General features: G+C 64.9%; 16 protein-coding genes and 1 pseudogene. 15 read left to right on the forward strand and 2 right to left on the reverse strand.

All coding sequences use genetic code 11. The features are described from left to right. Positions 1 to 88 precede the first annotated feature (88 nt). From ACE04A_RS23125 to ACE04A_RS23155, 7 genes and pseudogenes are all read left to right on the forward strand, one after another. Positions 89 to 799, forward strand: coding sequence for a GntR family transcriptional regulator (locus ACE04A_RS23125; protein WP_485820554.1), 711 nt, complete (start codon positions 89 to 91; stop codon positions 797 to 799). After that, positions 799 to 3,417 (forward strand): Fe/S-dependent 2-methylisocitrate dehydratase AcnD, encoded by a 2,619-nt coding sequence (gene acnD, locus ACE04A_RS23130; protein WP_448716756.1) that lies wholly within the window; start codon positions 799 to 801, stop codon positions 3,415 to 3,417. The genes ACE04A_RS23125 and acnD overlap by 1 nt, the downstream gene beginning before the upstream one ends. Before the next feature lie 67 nt (positions 3,418 to 3,484). Next, positions 3,485 to 4,669, forward strand: a complete 1,185-nt coding sequence (prpF, locus tag ACE04A_RS23135) for a 2-methylaconitate cis-trans isomerase PrpF (protein ID WP_448716596.1) — start codon at positions 3,485 to 3,487, stop codon at positions 4,667 to 4,669. An 88-nt stretch (positions 4,670 to 4,757) separates the two neighbouring features. Further along, entirely contained in the window at positions 4,758 to 5,090 is a 333-nt protein-coding gene (locus ACE04A_RS23140; protein WP_279997274.1) for a type II toxin-antitoxin system PrlF family antitoxin, read from the forward strand. Continuing rightward, positions 5,087 to 5,476, forward strand: a pseudogene (locus ACE04A_RS23145) (type II toxin-antitoxin system YhaV family toxin); the annotation flags it as partial. The gene ACE04A_RS23140 and the pseudogene ACE04A_RS23145, both read left to right, overlap by 4 nt. 531 nt (positions 5,477 to 6,007) lie before the next feature. After that, on the forward strand, positions 6,008 to 7,696 hold the full coding sequence (locus ACE04A_RS23150; protein ID WP_485820555.1) for a sodium:solute symporter family protein: 1,689 nt from the start codon (positions 6,008 to 6,010) through the stop codon (positions 7,694 to 7,696). Positions 7,697 to 7,726: 30 nt separating this feature from the next. Next, positions 7,727 to 7,849 (forward strand): putative transporter small subunit, encoded by a 123-nt coding sequence (locus ACE04A_RS23155; RefSeq protein WP_230694475.1) that lies wholly within the window; start codon positions 7,727 to 7,729, stop codon positions 7,847 to 7,849. Here the strand turns inward: ACE04A_RS23155 and ACE04A_RS23160 are convergent. Both ACE04A_RS23160 and ACE04A_RS23165 read right to left on the reverse strand, forming a co-directional pair. Continuing rightward, complete coding sequence (locus tag ACE04A_RS23160; RefSeq protein ID WP_448716599.1) at positions 7,838 to 8,272, reverse strand: PaaI family thioesterase; 435 nt, start codon at positions 8,270 to 8,272, stop codon at positions 7,838 to 7,840. The genes ACE04A_RS23155 and ACE04A_RS23160 overlap by 12 nt on opposite strands. 4 nt (positions 8,273 to 8,276) lie before the next feature. Beyond that, the gene (locus ACE04A_RS23165; RefSeq protein WP_485820556.1) at positions 8,277 to 9,077 is read right to left on the reverse strand and encodes an IclR family transcriptional regulator; all 801 of its coding nucleotides are present in this window, start codon (positions 9,075 to 9,077) and stop codon (positions 8,277 to 8,279) included. Positions 9,078 to 9,245: 168 nt separating this feature from the next. Between ACE04A_RS23165 and ACE04A_RS23170 the strand changes: the two genes are divergently transcribed. The 8 genes from ACE04A_RS23170 to ACE04A_RS23205 all read left to right on the forward strand — a co-directional run. Next, positions 9,246 to 10,841 (forward strand): acetate--CoA ligase, encoded by a 1,596-nt coding sequence (locus tag ACE04A_RS23170; RefSeq protein WP_448716600.1) that lies wholly within the window; start codon positions 9,246 to 9,248, stop codon positions 10,839 to 10,841. A 19-nt stretch (positions 10,842 to 10,860) separates the two neighbouring features. Then, positions 10,861 to 12,006, forward strand: coding sequence for an FAS1-like dehydratase domain-containing protein (locus ACE04A_RS23175; RefSeq protein ID WP_127185849.1), 1,146 nt, complete (start codon positions 10,861 to 10,863; stop codon positions 12,004 to 12,006). Between the two features lie 159 nt (positions 12,007 to 12,165). Further along, the gene (locus ACE04A_RS23180; protein ID WP_485820557.1) at positions 12,166 to 13,416 is read left to right on the forward strand and encodes a CaiB/BaiF CoA transferase family protein; all 1,251 of its coding nucleotides are present in this window, start codon (positions 12,166 to 12,168) and stop codon (positions 13,414 to 13,416) included. A 41-nt stretch (positions 13,417 to 13,457) separates the two neighbouring features. Then, positions 13,458 to 14,423, forward strand: a complete 966-nt coding sequence (locus ACE04A_RS23185) for a Bug family tripartite tricarboxylate transporter substrate binding protein (protein ID WP_448716602.1) — start codon at positions 13,458 to 13,460, stop codon at positions 14,421 to 14,423. Positions 14,424 to 14,633: 210 nt separating this feature from the next. Continuing rightward, entirely contained in the window at positions 14,634 to 16,064 is a 1,431-nt protein-coding gene (locus ACE04A_RS23190) for a gamma-aminobutyraldehyde dehydrogenase (protein ID WP_447991718.1), read from the forward strand. Positions 16,065 to 16,079: 15 nt separating this feature from the next. Continuing rightward, positions 16,080 to 16,877: a nuclear transport factor 2 family protein gene (locus tag ACE04A_RS23195; RefSeq protein ID WP_448716603.1), complete on the forward strand. Its 798-nt coding sequence runs from the start codon at positions 16,080 to 16,082 to the stop codon at positions 16,875 to 16,877. 50 nt (positions 16,878 to 16,927) lie between these two features. After that, entirely contained in the window at positions 16,928 to 17,674 is a 747-nt protein-coding gene (locus ACE04A_RS23200; protein WP_259250532.1) for a FadR/GntR family transcriptional regulator, read from the forward strand. A gap of 43 nt (positions 17,675 to 17,717) precedes the next feature. Then, positions 17,718 to 18,432: cache domain-containing protein (locus ACE04A_RS23205; protein ID WP_485820558.1), on the forward strand; the 715-nt coding region annotated here is incomplete at its 3' end.

Genomic DNA, 18,432 nt, shown 5'->3' on the forward strand with positions numbered 1-18,432 from the left:
ATCCACAAGGTAAATTGTTGACAATCTAGCGTTTCCATAGCGCTTTAACCCGACATCACCTCCACAAATCGGACAGATTGTTGACACCATGAGCAAAGTGCTGACCCTGCCGGGCGCTGCGCCCGGCGATGGCGAGACCTTGTCGGATCACATTTTCAAGAAGATCCAGGCGGCCATCGTCAAGGGCGAGATCGCCCCCGGCAGCAAGATTTCCGAGCCCGAGCTTGCGCGTATTCACGGCGGCCGCCGGGGTCCGCTGCGTGAAGCGCTGCATCGCCTGGAAGGCCAGAGGCTGCTGGTGCGCGTGCCGCATGCGGGCGCGCGGGTGGTGTCCTTGTCGCCGCAGGAATTGTCCGAGCTGTATGAAATCCGCGAGTCGCTGGAAGGCACCGCGTGCAGGCTGGCCGCCGAGCGCATGCCACCGTCTGAAATCGCCGAACTGCGCGAGGTCTTGCACGCGCATGAACGCGATGCCGCCTTTCAAGCCGGCGTGGGTTACTACCAGCAGGAAGGCGATTACGATTTCCACTACCGCATCGTCAAGGGCAGCGGCAACCAGATGCTGTTTCGCATGCTGTGCGACGAGCTCTATCAATTGGCGCGGATGTACCGCATCCAGTACTCGACCACGCCCAACCGCCCCCGGCAAGCCTACGCCGAACACCACCGCATTCTTGACGCCATTGCCGACGGCGATGGCGAGCTGGCTGAAATCCTGATGCGCCGCCATATCCGCGCGTCCCGCATCAACATCGAACAACAGATCGCGCAAAGCACGTTGCAGCGCACGGAGGCATGATGAACCATTCGTACCGCAAGACCCTGCCCGGCACCCGCCTGGATTATTTCGATGCGCGCGCCGCCGTCGAAGCCATCGCGCCCGGCGCCTACGCCGGCCTGCCCTACACGTCGCGCGTGCTGGCTGAAAACCTGGTGCGCCGCTGCGATCCGGCGATGTTGACCGATGCGTTGAAGCAGTTGATCGAACGTCGCCGCGACCTGGACTTTCCGTGGTTTCCGGCGCGCGTGGTCTGTCATGACATTCTGGGCCAGACCGCGTTGGTGGACCTGGCGGGCTTGCGCGACGCCATCGCCGAGAAAGGCGGCGACCCGGCCAAGGTGAACCCGGTGGTGCCGGTGCAGTTGATTGTCGACCACTCGCTGGCGGTTGAATTCGATGGCACAGACCCCGACGCCTTCGCCCGCAACCGCGCGGTGGAAGACCGCCGCAACGAAGACCGCTTCCATTTCATCGACTGGACCAAGCAGGCCTTTCGCAACATCGAAGTCGTACCGCCGGGCAACGGCATCATGCACCAGATCAACCTGGAGCGGATGTCGCCCGTGATCTACACGCAAGACGGCGTGGCGTTTCCCGATACGCTGGTCGGCACCGACAGCCACACACCGCACGTGGATGCGCTGGGCGTCATCGCCATTGGCGTGGGCGGCCTGGAAGCTGAAAACGTGATGCTGGGCCGCGCGTCGTGGATGCGCCTGCCGGACATCATCGGGGTTGAACTCACCGGCCGTGCGCAGCCGGGCATCACCGCCACCGACGTGGTGCTGACGCTGACCGAATTCCTGCGCAAAGAAAAGGTGGTGGGTGCGTATCTGGAGTTCTACGGCGAAGGCGCCGCCAGCCTGACCTTGGGCGACCGCGCCACCATCTCGAACATGGCGCCGGAATACGGCGCGACGGCCGCGATGTTCTCGATTGACCAGCAGACCATCGACTACCTGCGCCTGACCGGCCGCGAAGACGAACAGATTGCGCTGGTGGAGACCTATGCCAAGACGGCGGGCCTGTGGTCCGACAGCCTGACGACCGCCGAATACGAGCGCGTGCTGCGCTTTGACCTGTCGACCGTGGTGCGCACGCTGGCAGGCCCGTCGAACCCGCATCGTCGCCTTCCGGTGTCCGACCTGGCCGAACGCGGGATCTCCGGCACGGTGGAAAACGAGCCGGGCTTGATGCCTGACGGCGCGGTGATCATTGCCGCCATCACCAGCTGCACCAACACCAGCAACCCGCGCAACGTGATCGCCGCCGGCCTGCTGGCACGCAACGCGCGCCGCGCGGGCCTTGCCCGCAAGCCCTGGGTGAAGAGCTCGCTGGCGCCCGGCTCCAAGGCCGTGCAGTTGTACCTGGAAGAAGCCGGGCTGCTGCCCGATCTGGAAGCGCTGGGGTTTGGCGTGGTGGCGTTTGCCTGTACCACGTGCAACGGCATGTCGGGCGCGCTGGACCCGGTCATCCAGCAAGAGATCATCGACCGCGATCTTTATTCCACCGCCGTGCTGTCCGGCAACCGCAACTTCGACGGACGCATCCACCCGTACGCCAAGCAGGCGTTCCTGGCCTCGCCCCCGTTGGTGGTGGCCTATGCGATTGCCGGCACCATCCGTTTCGACATTGAACGCGACGTGCTGGGCGTGGATGCCAGCGGCAAGGAAATCCGCCTGAAAGACATCTGGCCCAGCGACGAAGAGGTCGACGCCATGGTGAAGTCGGCGGTCAAGCCCGAGCAATTCCGCAAGGTCTATGCGCCGATGTTCGGCATTCAGGAAGACCGCAAGGCAGGCGTCAGCCCGCTGTACGACTGGCGTGCGCAAAGCACCTACATTCGCCGTCCGCCGTACTGGGAAGGCGCGCTGGCGGGTGAACGCACGCTGCGCGGCATGCTGCCGCTGGCGGTGCTGGGCGACAACATCACCACCGACCACCTGTCGCCGTCCAACGCCATCCTGATGGACAGCGCGGCGGGCGAATACCTGCACAAGATGGGTTTGCCCGAAGAAGACTTCAACTCGTACGCCACCCATCGCGGCGACCACCTGACCGCGCAACGCGCCACCTTCGCCAACCCCAAGCTCTTCAACGAGATGGTGACGAACGACGACGGCACGGTGACGCAGGGCTCGTTGGCGCGCGTAGAACCGGAAGGCCAGGTGATGCGCATGTGGGAAGCCATCGAAACGTATATGGAACGCAAGCAGCCGCTGATCATCGTGGCGGGCGCGGACTACGGCCAGGGCTCGTCGCGTGACTGGGCGGCCAAGGGCGTGCGGCTGGCGGGCGTGGAAGCCATTGTGGCCGAAGGGTTTGAACGCATCCACCGCACCAACCTGATCGGCATGGGCGTCCTGCCGCTGGAATTCAAGCCGGGCGTGAACCGCAAGACGCTGGCATTGGACGGCACCGAAAGCTATGACGTGATCGGTGAACGCAAGCCGCGCGCCGACCTGACGCTGGTGATCCACCGCCGTAACGGCGAGACCGTGCAGGTGCCTGTGACCTGCCGCCTGGATACGGCGGAAGAAGTCTCCATCTACGACGCCGGCGGCGTGCTGCAACGCTTTGCGCAAGACTTCCTGGAAGCCGAATCCGTGGCGGGCGCCACCAAGAAGGCCGGCTGATTTTCATTTGGACAGGCGGGTGCCTACGCGCCCGCCGCCTTCAACATTCAAGACATCAGGACAACCCATGGCCCATGCTCCCCAGACCAAGATTGCCGCCACCTACATGCGCGGCGGCACCAGCAAAGGCGTGTTCTTCAAGCTTGACGACCTGCCCGAATCCGCGCGCGTGCCTGGTCCCGCGCGCGACGCGCTGCTGCTGCGCGTGATCGGCAGCCCCGACCCTTACGGCAAACAGATCGACGGCATGGGCGCGGCCACGTCCAGCACCAGCAAGAGCGTGATCGTGGGCAAGAGCACACAGCCGAATCACGACGTGGACTATCTGTTCGGCCAGGTCTCCATCGACCAGCCGTTCGTGGACTGGAGCGGCAACTGCGGCAACCTGTCCGCCGCCGTCGGCCCGTTTGCCATCACCAACGGCCTGGTGGACCCGGCGCGCGTGCCCGACAACGGCGTGGCCGTGGTGCGCATCTGGCAGGCCAACATCAAGAAGACCATCATTGCGCACGTGCCCATGACCGACGGCGCGGTGCAGGAAACCGGCGATTTCGAGCTGGACGGCGTGACGTTCCCCGCCGCCGAACTGCAACTGGAATTCATGGACCCGGCTGAAGACGGCGACGGCGGCTCGATGTTCCCCACCGGCAACCTGGTTGACGACCTGGAGGTGCCGGGCGTAGGTACGTTCAAGGCCACGATGATCAATTCCGGCATCCCGACCATCTTCCTGGACGCGGCCGCGCTGGGCTATACCGGCACGGAATTGCAGGACGACATCAATGGCGACGCCGCCGCCTTGGCGCGCTTTGAAACCATTCGCGCGCACGGCGCGCTGCGCATGGGCCTGATCGAAAAACTGGAAGAAGCCGCCAGCCGCCAGCACACGCCGAAGGTCGCGTTCGTTGCGCCGCCCAAGGCGTACGTCTCATCCAGCGGCAAGCAGATCGAGGCCGACAAGATCGACGTGCTGGTGCGCGCGCTGTCCATGGGCAAGCTGCACCACGCGATGATGGGCACGGCATCGGTGGCCATCGCCACCGCCGCGGCAGTGCCCGGCACGCTGGTCAACCTGGCCGCCGGCGGCACCGAACGCGACAACGTCAACTTCGGCCACCCCTCCGGCACGCTGCGCGTGGGCGCGCAAGCGCAGTTGGTGGACGGCGAATGGAAGGTCACGAAAGCCATCATGAGCCGCAGCGCGCGGGTGTTGATGGAAGGGCGGGTACACGTGCCGCGGCAAGGGTTCTGAGCGCGGGCTGGTGGTAACGGGCTCCGAGCGGCGTTGATTCGGTAATGCAATTGCATTACCATTCCAACATTCCGCTTAGGAGACCGCCATGCCTGCGACCCTGGAAATTGAATCGACCCTGACTGACCGCTACCAAACCACCATTCCCGATACCGTGCGCAAAGCGCTCGGGCTCAGCAAACGCGACAAGCTTCACTACAGCATCCGGCCAGGCGGAGAAGTCCTTTTGACGCGTGCCGCCACGTCGAACGACGACGATCCGGCCATCTCTGCCTTCCTGACCTTTCTTGCGCAAGACATCACTGCGCACCCTGATCGCCTGCAAGCCCTTCCCGCCAGCTTGGCGGATTCCTTGCGCGACCTGGCTTCGAAGGTGGGTGAGCTGGATTTGAATGCACCGCTGTCCGAGGCAGACGAATGAGCGCCAAAGCAGGCGCGGTCAGCATCCATGGCTGGACGATTTACCTGCACCCTCTGTTTCGCCAACAACTGGAACAGCTAGCCAGCCAAGTGGCCGCGCAGCGCGCCAAAGATCCTGACGGTTATACAAAACGCAATGCCGCCAAGCGTCTCGCGGCCATCACGAAGCTGGCATTCGAGATCATCCCCGAAGATCCCGGCCGGCCAGAATACCGGCAAGGCGGCACACTGGGCGCGGACCATAAGCACTGGTTCCGCGCCAAGTTTTTTCAACAATACCGCTTGTTTTTCCGTTACCACGCTGCCAGCAAAGTGATTGTCTTTGCCTGGGTGAACGACGAGAACACCAAACGCGCCTATGGGCATGACGATGACGCGTATCGGGTGTGAGCAAACACTCGCAACCCCTATTTTTACCGGGTTTTTTAGGCCTAAAGGGTAGACGCCGCCCTCGTCTATCCCTATACTCCTGGGCTGTTGTTACTCATCACCGGACTCTGACGATGCATCGTCATCCCAGGGCACCCGTCACACGGCCGCGCACAGCGGCCCGGCGCCAGCGCCGAAACACCACCACCCAGCCGCCAGGCTTATACCGGCGGCTGCGGAACAAAAACCTGCTTACCCAGCAGGACCATTGCTCACCGCATTGAGCTGCGCCTGCATCTAGGGCTTCGAGCTATGGCGTCGAATTTCGCGTTCTGACTACGCGCTCGAACGACGTCTTCGTTTCCATGATGCGCCGGCCCAATGCCGCAGCAAGACACCATCACGGTGTGTCTTGTGTCTTGTCCAACCCGGGCTGCCATCCCCTGCCCGGGCGGGCAGGCACGTGATCGCGCGCGCGAAACGTACAACCCCTGCGCTCGTGATCAATGGTGTTTGGTGCCTGGCCGTCCACGAGCAAGGACCTACAAGATGCAAGAGAGTGTTTTCTTCCAGTTATCGGCCACCACGGCCATTTTGTTGCTGGCCGGCTTCTACGGCGCCACGTTCCTCATGTCGCTGTTCATCGGCGAAAAAAACGAGAACGTGGATGGCTTCATGGTGTCCAACAACGCGGTCGGTTTCGGCCTGTCGGCCGCCAGCATGATCGCCACCTGGATTTGGGCGGCGTCCTTCTACGCCAGCGCCACGTCCGGATTCAAGTACGGCTTGTCGGGCCCGCTCCATTACGGCTTCTGGGGCGCCTTGATGATTCTGTTCATCTACCCCTTCGGCAAACGCTTCAGACAACTGGCGCCCAAGGCGCACACACTGGCCGAAGTGATCCATGCGCGCCACGGCACGTCCAGCCAGATGATCATGGCGGTGTCGAACATTGTGGGCAGTTGCATCAGCCTGATGGTGAACTTCACGGCGGCAGGCGCGCTGGTGTCGATACTCAGCCCGCTTACGTTCATCCAGGGCGTGCTGATCGCCGGGCTGGGCGTGCTGTCCTACACACTGTGGTCAGGCTTTCGCACATCAATCATGACCGACTTCGCGCAACTGGCGGCGATGATCATCGCCGCCGTCATCATCATCCCGCTGATCTTCTTCAACGCCGGCGGGCCAGACTTGCTGCAAGCCAACATGTGGCGCTTGAGCAGCGATCAGGCCGACTTCTATTCGACGAAAGCCATCCTGGAACAAGGCGCGCCCTACTTTGTGGCGGTGCTGGCCTATGCCATCGGCAACCAGACCATCGCGCAACGGCTATTCGCCGTACGGGAAGACTTGATCAAGCCCACGTTTCTGACGGCCACCATCGGGTATGGCGCAGTGGTGATCGGGCTGGGCATGCTGGGCCTGTTGGCGTTGTTTGTGGGGCTTGAACCCGCCAACGGCGACATGAACAACATCATTCCGCAGATGGCGTCGACCTACCTGCCTCCGTTTGGCATCGCGCTGTTCTTCCTGCTGGTGGTGGGCTCGCTGTCGTCCACCGCCGATTCCGATCTGGCTGCGCTGTCGGCAATCGTCATGACCGACGTCTACGCCAAGAACCTGGCGCGCGGCCGCCCCCCCCCGCGCCGCATGCTGTGGTGGGGCCGCGCCACCATGATCATTGCCACGATGATTGGCGTGATCTTCGCAAGCCTGCGCCTGGACATCCTGGTCATGCTGGTGTTCGTGGGCGCGTTGTGGGGCGCCATCGTCTTTCCTGTCATTGCCAGCTTCTACTGGGACCGCGTCAACAACCGCGCATTCGTCTGCTCGGTGCTGTCCGCCGTGGCGCTGTTCACGATCGCGCGCTTTGAGCTGCTGCCCATGACGGGCGTAATCGCGGTGTTCTTTGAAATCTGCGCGGCCGTGGGCGGCGGGGTGGTGTTGGGCCTGATGACGTTCGGCTTTTTTGGCCGCACGGCCGCGATTGCCGTGGGCACGATTGGTGTCGTCGTCATGCTGCCCGCCTTCATCGGCAACTTGCGCGACTACATCGTGCTGTTGGCATCCCTGACGGCCTATGGCGCCAGCGCCATCGTGTGCGTGGCGCTCAGCCTGCGCAACCGCGAACGCTTTGATTTCACGCTGCTGGCAGACCGCGTGACGTCGTTTCATCACGAGCAGGAGGTCAGGTTGAAAACGCCGTCCTCAACGCTCGCCCCCGACGCCGCGCAATGATGCACCTGCTTCAACAACAAGGAGATTGATATGTGGTTGACCGCTTATTTTCTGATCTGGCCGGCGATATCCGCGGCCATTCTGGCGATCTTGTGCGTGACGCTGTGGAGGGATATCAGCGCGGCGAAGCAGAGCGGAAAGTCAATGATCTGACGCTGCGGCCAGCACCTTCAACACCGCCGCCCCCGTCGCGACCACGTTCCCCGCGACGCTCAATTCCCCGCGCATGAACACCAGGCTGGACGTGGCGCGCAGCAACTGCCCGCGCACTTCCAGGAACTGGCCCGCGCGGGCCGGCGCCAGGAAATGCGTGTCCAGTTGCACGGTGACGCACGGGCGGCGGTCCAAGGCTTGCCAGGCGATGGCGCTCAGGCCGTGGTCCAGCAGTGCGGTCAGGAGGCCGCCGTGCACCACGCCGGCGGGGTTCAGGTGATCGGCAGTCGCCAATAATCCGTACGCCCAGGCTTGCGCTTCCTTGCGCACCCACAACGGCCCGATCAACCCGGCAAATCCAGGCGGCGTCTTGCAATGCCAACCCTCGGCGGCAAGCGATTCGGCGGTGACGGGTGGCGGCATGGGTTCAGCTCCGGGTGGACAACAGTTGCGATAGCGTGTGCGCTTCGGCTTGCAGGTCCTTGGCCAGCGCATGCGCGCGGGCGTCGTCCAATTGCTCGGCCAGCCCCGCGGCCACCAAGGAATGCGTCATCCGCTTGTGGCTGTTCAGCACCGGCACCGCAATCACGACGACGCCGTTGATGTAGTGGTTGCGGTCCAGGCTGTAGCCGTCGCGGCGCACGGCGTCCACGTCGGCTTTCCAGGCGGCGTAGTCGGGCGCCTGATCCCAGCGCAAGGCCTTGAAGCGGCGTTCCAGTTCTTTGTCCGATAGCTCGGAAAACGCGGCAACCAAGCGGCCCGTCGCGCTGATCAGCGCGGGAAAGCGGCTGCCCACGTCCACATGCAAGCGGAACGGCGCGGTGGAACGCGACAGCGCCAGCACCACCATGTGCTCGCTGCCCGTCACTTCCACACCGATCGCGGTGACGTTCGCGGCACTGGAAAGCTTGTCCAGCACGGGCTGCACCAACGCAGGAAACGGGCTGCTTTCGATCACGCTGCGCGCCAGCGTCAACATGCCCACGCCCAGGCTGTAGCGCTTGGTGCCGGCATCGACTTTCACCAAGCCCTCTTCCACCAGCACGCGAAGAATGTGCAGGCAGGTGCTGGTCACCATGCCGAGCTCTTGCGAGATCGTCTTCAAGGTCATGGCTTCGCCACCACGGCCCAGCAATCGCAGGATGGCGATCGACCGCGTCACCGCCGGCCCGGCGCGCACGCGCGGGCCCGTGCCGGCAGCGGTTTCCTGGGAACTGGCTTCACTCATCTGGCTCTCCGATTTTTATTGCGGCAAGCATACCTTGGGCGCGCTTGGACGGTGGCCCCGAACCCGACGTTAAATTGTATATATACAATCAATAGACGTCATTGACAATTTGAAAGCCGACGCGCATAGTCTGTTCAACCGCTTGCCGACCCACACAGGTACGACGACATGACGACGTTGACGCAGACCACTTCCTACGCAGACGCCCAGGCGCTCTGCTCCCAAGACAAACTTTGGGAGCTGTTCGACGGCAATCGTGAACGCATGAACATCGCGCACGAATGCATCGACCGGCACGCGGGCAAGGACCAGCCCGCGATCATCCTGGTGCGGGCGGCGGGGGGTGATGAAACCTTCAGCTTCCAGCAGATTGCAGAGGCATCCTCGCGCTTCGCGCACTATCTGGTGGATCAGGGCATACGCCCTGGCGACCGCGTGGCGGTGATGCTGGAGCCCTCGCTGGCGTTCTACGTGGCGATGTTCGGGGCCATGAAAATGGGCGCGATCGCCGTGCCCCTGTTCACCCTGTTCGGCCCTGATGGCATCCGGTTGCGCGTGCAGGACTGCAAGCCCCGCATGCTGGTCACGAACGCGGAAAAGGCGCCCATGGTGGCGGCCGCCGACGACATGCGCGTCGTCATCGCGGATGACGGCTTCATCGCAGCGCTGGCCCCCTATCCCGCGCACTACGCCTGCAACACCCTGGCAGACGACCTGGCCATCTACCAATACACGTCCGGCACCACCCGCGAACTGCCGGACGCCGTGAAGCACACGCACCGCGCGCTGGTCACGCTGATGCTGGCGGCGCTTTACGGCACCGGCGTGCGGCCGGGCGACCGCTACATGTGCCCATCGTCGCCGGCCTGGGGCCATGGCTTGTGGCACGGCACGCTTGCCCCCTTGGCGCTGGGCGTGACCATCGGCGCCTACGCCGGCAAGTTCAACGCCGAACGCCTGCTGCAAGCATTGCAAGAGCACGGCTTCAACAACATCTCGGCCGCGGCCACGCATTACCGGATGATGCGCAACTCCGGCGCGGCCGGCCGGTATCGCTATCAGCTCGACAAGCTGTCCTTCACCGGCGAGCCCATCGACAGCGAAACGTCTGCCTTTGTCGAAGCCACCTTTGGCCGCCCCGTATGCAGCATGTACGGCACCACCGAAATCGGCGTGTGCCTGGTGAACTATCCCGGCGCGTCCGACTTCATGGTCAAGCCGGGCTCGCTGGGCAAACCCGTGCCGGGCTTGCGCGTGGAAGTGCAGGACGCCAGCGGCGCGCCCTGCCCGCCCGGCGTGACAGGCGAACTGAAACTGTGGCGTCGCGACGCCTGGGTCGCCACCAAGGACCTGGGGCGCGTCGACGAAGACGGCTACTTCTGGCATGGCGGCCGCGCCGACGACGTCATCATCTCGGCCGGCTGGACGATGAGCGCCGTCGAAATCGAAGACGCCATCCTGAAGCATCGCGACGTAACCGAAGCCGCCGCCATCGGCGTGCCCGACGCCTTGCGCGGCCAGGTCGTGAAGGCCTTCGTGGTGTCGGCCCGCCCGGGCGACGACGCCTTCGTGGAAGAAATTCAGAACACCGTGCGCAGCCAACTGGCCCAGCACGAGTACCCGCGTCAGGTGGTGTTCGTGCCTGAACTGCCCAAGACGCCGGCCGGCAAGATCCATCGCCGAAAACTACGCGAGCAAGAGCTTGCCAATGCTGCCGCATCAACCACTGACACCCCGAAAGCCGCGCCCGCCGCGCACGTCTGACCCATCCCCAGGAGACATCATGTTGACCAAGACCAAAACTGAACGTAGTTTCCCGACCATCACCGAACGCGGTCTGGACGAACTGCGCGCGCGCATCGGCGTGAAAATCGGCGCTACCGCCGAACCGTGGTGCTACGAAGCCACGCGCGACAACATCCGCCACTACGCCCACGGCATCGGCGACGACAACCCCCTGTGGTCTGACCCCGAGTACGCCGCCAAGACCCAGCATGGCGGCATCATCGCCCTGCCCAGCTTTCTGTTCTCCACGAGCCGCATCGTGTCGGGCTACGTGGGCGGCCTGCCCGGCGTGCACGCCATGTGGTCGGGCGCCGACTGGACCTGGCACAAGACCGTCAAGCGCAACGATGTGATCTCCACCGAAGCGCACCTGAAAGACCTGATCGAACACCAGACCCGCTTCGCGGGCCGCGCGATCCAGCAGATCTACCACGTGGACTTCTTCAACCAGGACGGCGACAAGGTGGCCGAGGCCGATAGCTGGTGCTTTCGCACCGAACGCGACCACGCCCGCGAACAAGGCAGCAAGTACAAGGAAGTGCGCGCCCGCGAACCGCGCCGCTACAGCCCCGAGGAAATCAAGGAAGCCTACAAGCTCTATGCCCAGGAAGAAGTGCGCGGCGCCACGCCCCGCTACTGGGAAGACGTGAAGGAAGGCGAGGAACTGCCCGTGATGTTCAAGGGGCCGATGACGGTGACGGGCTTCATTGCCTACGCGCAGGGCTGGGGCGGCCTGTACATCCGCGCCAACAAGCTGGCCTGGCAACTGATCGACGCGCACCCGGGCGTGGGCATCACCAACCGATTCGGCATTCCCGATGTGCCCGAGCGCGTGCACTGGGAAGAGGAGTTCGCGTTGGAAGTGGGCGCGCCGGGCGCCTATGACTACGGTCCCGAGCGCAATTCGTGGCTGACGCACCACCTTACCAACTGGATGGGCGACGCCGGCTTCCTGCGCAAGTCCATGTGCAAGATCCGCCGCCACAACCCGGAAGGCGACATGCTGTTCTTCAAGGGCCGCGTCACACGCAAGTACGTGGAAGACGGCCGGCACCTGGTTGAAATCGAACAGGAAGCGCGCAACCAGGACGACGAGCTGTCCGTACTGGGCACGGGCGTGGTTGAATTGCCCACCCGCGGATGACGCGCGGGTTGCGTGGGCGCATCGCCTGCATCGAATGCATCACACGCATCGAGCGCCCGCGTAGCCTGATTCCCGACGGCTGACCGGCCGCCGCTGCTTGCCATGATCGCGCGCGGGCGGCTCGCCGCCCGCGCGTTGGACATGACCAAAACGAGGTCAATGATGTCTGGTTCATCGGAGCACGCTGCACACGCCCCGCCTGCCCGCGCCGCTGGTGCGCTTGACGGCATACGGGTGATTGATCTGTCCCGGGTGCTGGCCGGGCCGCTATGCACCCAGATGCTGTCGGATCAGGGCGCCAGCGTCATCAAGGTCGAGCCGCCCGCCGGCGACGAAACGCGCGCCTTGGGCCCGCCCGTCAATGCGGACGGCGACGCCGCCTACTTCACGGCGGTGAACCGGGGCAAGCGCGCCATCGGGCTGGACCTGTCCTTGCCTGGGGGCCGCGAGGTGTTGCTGCGCCTGCTGGAACAGGCCGACGTGCTGGTCGAGAACTTCATTCCCGGCACGATGGCCAAGTGGGGCCTGGATTACGAAGCCGACTTGAAGCCGCGCTTTCCCCAACTGATCTACTGCGCCATCTCGGGCTTCGGCGAAGACGGGCCGCTGGGCGGCATGCCCGGCTACGACGCCATTCTGCAAGCCATGTGCGGGCTGATGAGCGTCAACGGCGACGCGGCCAGCGGGCCCACCCGCATTGGCATTCCCATCGTCGACCACCTGACGGGATACACCGCGCAGTCGGGCATTCTGCTGGCGCTATACCACCGCGCCCGCACGGGCCAGGGCCAGCGCGTGGACGTGACCTTGTTCGACACCGCGTTGAGCCTGCTGGTGCCGCACGCCGCCAACTGGATGCACACGCAACGCACGCCCGGGCTGATGGGTAGCGCGCATCCCAACATCGCGCCGTACGACCGCTTTGCCTGCCGCGATGGCGACATCTTCCTGGGCGTGGTGAACGACCGCCAGTTCCAAAAATTTTGCGGCTACATGGGTTTGGCGCCCTTGCTGGAAGACGAGCGCTTCACCTCCAACCGCCAACGCCTGCAACACCGCGACGCCCTGCGCGCGGCCATCGAAGGGGCGCTGCGCGATCGCGCGCGCGAGGCGGTCTGCCATGACCTGATGCGGCTGGGTGTGCCGGTGGGCCCGGTCAATAGCGTGCCCGAGGCCTTCGAGCAGGCGCATACGGCGCATCGCGGCATGCGTGTTGATCGCGACGGCTACCACGGCATCGGACCCGCCACGCGCCTGGCCGAAGCGCCCCCGCGCATGGGCCGCCTGCCGCCCGCTTTTGCGCAGCACACGGACGAGGTCCTCCGGGAGGCCGGCCTCGACGACACCCGCATCGCAAGCTTGCGGGAGCAAGGCGTTCTGCCGCCGCGCAGGCCTCCGCCCAAGCCGTAGCAGCAAGAACGCAAGCCCATAAGAAAACCCAGGAGACCACCATGAAATCACTACGTTTGATCGCCGCGCTGGCGGCGTCCCTGCTGTGCACGCAGCCCGTGGCGGCGGCGGACAACTATCCTTCCAAGCCCGTGCGGATCATCGTGCCGTATCAGGCGGGCCAAGGCACCGACGTGGCCGCGCGCTATCTCAGCGACTACCTGGCGCGCGAGGTCGGCCAACCCTTCATTGTTGAAAATCGCCCTGGCGCGGGGGGCAACATCGGCGCATCCGAAGCGGCCCGCGCCGCGCCCGACGGCTACACCGTGCTGATGGGCACCAACGGCACCCATGTGCTGAACCAGTACATCTACGCTTCCACCAACTTTGATCCCGCCAAGGATTTTGAACCGATCATGTTGGTCAGTTCGTTTCCGATGGTGCTGATTACCACGCCGGCATCTCCCTACAAGAGCCTGGCAGACCTGAAAGACCCGAAGATAGCCAAGCCCGACAGCGTCACCGTCGGCATGCCCAGCACCACGGCGCGCCTGGTGTTCGAACTGCTCAAGCAGCAAGGCGTGACCAGCATTCGCGGCATTCCCTACAAGGGCTCGGCCACGGCCACCACCGACCTGATGGGCGGCCAGGTGCAGATCGGCATCGACACCGTCAGCGCCGCGCGCTCGTTCATTACCGGCGGCAAGCTGCGCGCGCTGGCCGTCACGTCCTTGAAGGAGTCGGCCTTGTTGCCCGGCGTGCCGCCCGTGTCGGCGCAAGGCCTGCCGGACTTCCAGGTGATCGCTTGGAACGGAATGTATGCGCCCAAGGGCACGCCGCCCGCCGTGGTGCAGAAGCTGAACGCCGCGCTGGTCAAGATTCTGAAGCAACCCGAGGTGCGGCAGCGCTTGCTGGAGTTGGGCCACGAACCCGGCGGCGGCACGCCGGCCGAGCTGGAAGCCTTCGCGCGCAGCGAACGGCTGAAGTGGGAACCGCTGATCCTCAAGGCGGGGTTGAAAGCGGAGTAAGGGTTCCGGCCGTTTGAAGGTCCCTGTCCCAAACCCTCCAATGAATGACCACGCCCGGGCCTTGCGCCGGGGCGTTTGCGTTGATGCGGCTGACTAAGGCGTCCCTGGCGGTTCTGATAGCTCCAGGGTTTACCCCAGCAGAATTAATACCTATAACATCAGAGAATATAACTATTAGAACAAGCACCCATCCCCCCTCGGAGACAAACCATGGCGATGCCCACCCTCAAGCATTTCATCAACGGCCAATACGCGGAGTCCAAGGGCTCTGAGTATTTTGATCTGATCAGCCCCGTTACCGGCCAGCCGATCGCCCGCTCTCCCAACGCCAATGACGCCGACGTGGACGCCGCCTATGCCGCCGCCAGCCACGCCTTCAAGACCTGGGGCCGCAGCACCCCGTCGGCCCGCCAGCAAGCCTTGTTGAAACTGGCCGACGCCGTCGCCGCCAACAGCGAGCGCCTGGTAGACGCCCAAAGCCGCAACACCGGCCAGCTCAAGCATTTGATCGCCTCGGAAGAAGTGGCGGTGTGCGTGGACCAGATCCGTTTCTTTGCCGGCGCCGCCCGCTTCCTGGAAGGCAAGGCCACCGGCGAATACATGGAAGGCCTGACGTCCAGCATTCGCCGTGAACCGCTGGGCGTGGTGGGCCAGGTCACCCCCTGGAACTACCCGCTGATGATGGCCGTGTGGAAGATCGCCCCGGCGCTTGCCGCGGGCAACACCGTGGTGCTCAAGCCCAGCGACAGCACGCCTGAAAGCACCTTGCTGCTGGCCGAAATCGCCGCGCCGTTCTTCCCCGCCGGCGCCTTCAACGTGGTGCTGGGCAACGCCGCCACGGGCGCCAAGGTGGTGTCGCACAAGACGCCCGCGCTGGTATCCATTACCGGTTCGGTGCGCGCCGGCCTGCAAGTGGCCGCTTCCGCCGCCGCCAACCTCACGCGCGCCCACCTTGAACTGGGTGGCAAGGCGCCGGTCGTCGTGTTTGAAGACACCGACCTGGACCGCGCCGCGCAACACATCGCCATGACGGGCTTCTTCAACGCCGGCCAGGACTGCACCGCCGCCACGCGCGTCATCGTCGCGGAATCCGTCCACGACGCTTTCGTTGAAAAGCTGGTGGCCGCCGCCCGCGACACGCGCTTCGGCGAACCCGACGACCAAGACGCGCTGTACGGCCCGCTGAACAACGCCGCGCAACTCGAGCGCATACAAGGCTTCATCAAGCGCCTGCCCGCCCACGCCCGAGTTGAAACCGGTGGCCGCCACGCCGCGCGCGCCGGTTATTACTTCGAGCCCACCGTCATCACCGGCCTGCAACAGCACGACGAAGCCATCCAGACCGAAGTCTTCGGCCCCGTCATCACGGTGCAGAAATTCGCCGATGAAGCCGACGCCATCACCAAGGCCAACGACGTGGAATACGGCCTGGCCGCCAGCGTCTGGACGCGCGACCATGGCCGCGCCCAACGCCTGTCGCGCGATCTGGATTTCGGCACCGTGTGGATCAACACGCACATCCCGCTGACCGCTGAAGCGCCGCATGGCGGATTCAAGCGTTCGGGCTACGGCAAGGACCTGTCCGCCTACGGCTTCGAAGAGTACACGCGCGTCAAGCACGTGATGAGCTCGCACGATTAACCGGGGGGGATAGCCATGACCACGACTTCACACACCACCCCGCCCAAGGCCAACGTCCTGCGTGACCTTGTCGCCCGCGCGCACCATGAACTGTTCACGCTGCGCGACACCGGCGCGCTGGAGCGCTATTTCTCGCCACGCTTCATTGAGCATTCCCCGCTGGTGAAAGACGGCGCGGACGGCCTGTTCATGCTGGTGCAGGAACATACCGACTTGCATCACGAGGTGTACCGCGTACTGGTGGACGGCGACCTGGTCGCCATCCATGGCCGCTACACCGGCCTGGGCGAGCAAGCGCTGGTGGGCTTCGACATCTACCGCGTGGCCGACAACCGCATTGTTGAACACTGGGACGGCCTGGTGCCCGAAGCGCCGCCCAACGCCAGCGGCCGCACCCAACTGGATGGCCCCACGCAGCCCCAGGCGGGCCAGGACGTCGAGGCCAACCGCGCGCTGGTGCTGGCCTTCTTCACCCGCGCCCTGATCGAAGGCGACTATTCCGCCTTCAATGATTACTGCAACGGCGCAGGCTTTCACCAGCACAGCCCCGACATCGCCGACGGCACGGTGGCCGTGGTCGACTTCCTGAACCAGTTGCGCGAAGCGGGCCAGGGGCTGCAATACAGCCGCGTGCATCGCAGCGTGGCCGAAGGCGACTTCGTGCTGACGCATTCGGAAGGCAGCATCGCCGGCGAGCGCCATGCCTACTTCGAACTGTGGCGCGTGCAGGACGGCAAGGTTGCCGAACTGTGGGACGCCATCACGCCGGTGCCCGAGGACAGCCAGGCGCGGCATCGCCACGGCATCTTCTAGCGCCGCCATGGCATGATGCACGTTTCCCATTCCCGCCCCGGAGTCCCGCCATGACCGCCCACGCCATCGTCTACGCCCCCATCGGCCAAGGCACGCGCTCGGAGCAGGTGGTCGAACGCTTAAGCAACGCGATCGTGGCCGGCCTGCTGCATGCCGACGAACAACTGCCCAACGAGAACGAGCTTTCACGCCTGATGGGCGTGTCGCCCGTGACCATGCGCGAGGCCCTGAACACCTTGCGCGCCCGGCAGTTGATCGATACCCGGCGCGGACGCAATGGCGGCAGCTTCGTCTGCCCGGTGCCGGCGCAGATGATGCACGACCGCCATCCGCTGCGGCTGGCCACGCCGGGCGACCTGGCCGACCTGGGCGAACTGCATTGCGCGGTGGTTGGCCACAGCGCGAAGCTGGCCGCGCAACGCTCCACCGCCAATGAACATCAGCGGCTGGCGCGCGAGATCGATCAGTTCCAGGCGGCGGCCGACCCGCAGGCGCGCGCACAGGCCGACATGCGCTGCCTGCTGATGCTGGCCACCCACGCGCAGTCCGCGCGGCTGGCCAACCAGGAACTGGCGATACAGGCGGAATGGGCGCCACTGGTCGCCTCCATTTACCCGCACGCGGCGCTGCATACCGGCATCGTGGGCGCCTACCGCCGCTTGCAGGCCGCGCTGCTTGCCGGCGACGAGGCGGCCAGCAGCGCCTGTGCCCAGGACATGATCGGCATACAAACCGACCACCTGCTTGAACACAAACTGCGGTTGGACGCCACGGCGCCCCCGCCACAACAGACCTAGGGCCGCTGACGCTGGCGGCCAGCCTGGGCAGAGGAGACGGCAGATGAACGAAGACGCTCATATCGACCGCGCCAACGGCATTCTGGAATGCGTCGTGAACGACGCGCAGAACACCGCCGGCGCGCTGGCTGAAGCGGCGGCCCAGATCCTGTCGGGGCAGACCCCGGCGCCGGGCAGCGGCCTTCGACTGTCGGGCGAACAGCGCCGCGCGCTGCAAACCCATATCCAGGTTGCGCTGCAACTCAACCCCTGGTGCAACGGCGCGGGCTTTGCCAGCTACGCGGCGCCGGTCGGGCCCGAAGACGGCTACTGGACGCTGGAATGGTGGCAACAGGAAGGCCCCTCGATGCAGCAGGCGCAGTTGGATCGCAACCAGGAAACACGGCGGCGTCTGGACTTCCGCGCGTTCGCCTGGTTTGACCAGCCCGCGCGTTGCCTGCGCCCGGTGGTGGAAGGCCCCTATGTGGATTACATCTGCAACGGCGCCTACACCATCACCGCCGCGCATCCGGTGTTGGTGCAGGACGCCTGCGCGGGCGTTGCCGCCGTCGACGTGCTGGTCTCGACGCTGGACCGCATGCTGCTGCCCGCCTTGCACCACATCGGCAAGCCGGCGCTGGTGCTCAATGCCGATTCGCGCGTGGTCATGTCCACCGCCCACCGCATCCGCCCTGGCAGCCTGTGGCGGCCGCAGCACGGCGACCGCCTGATCGGCGCCCCCCGCGCGCGGCGCCTGGCGGTGCTGCCCGGCGCAGCGC

This window comes from Achromobacter colocynthidis (assembly GCF_057334535.1).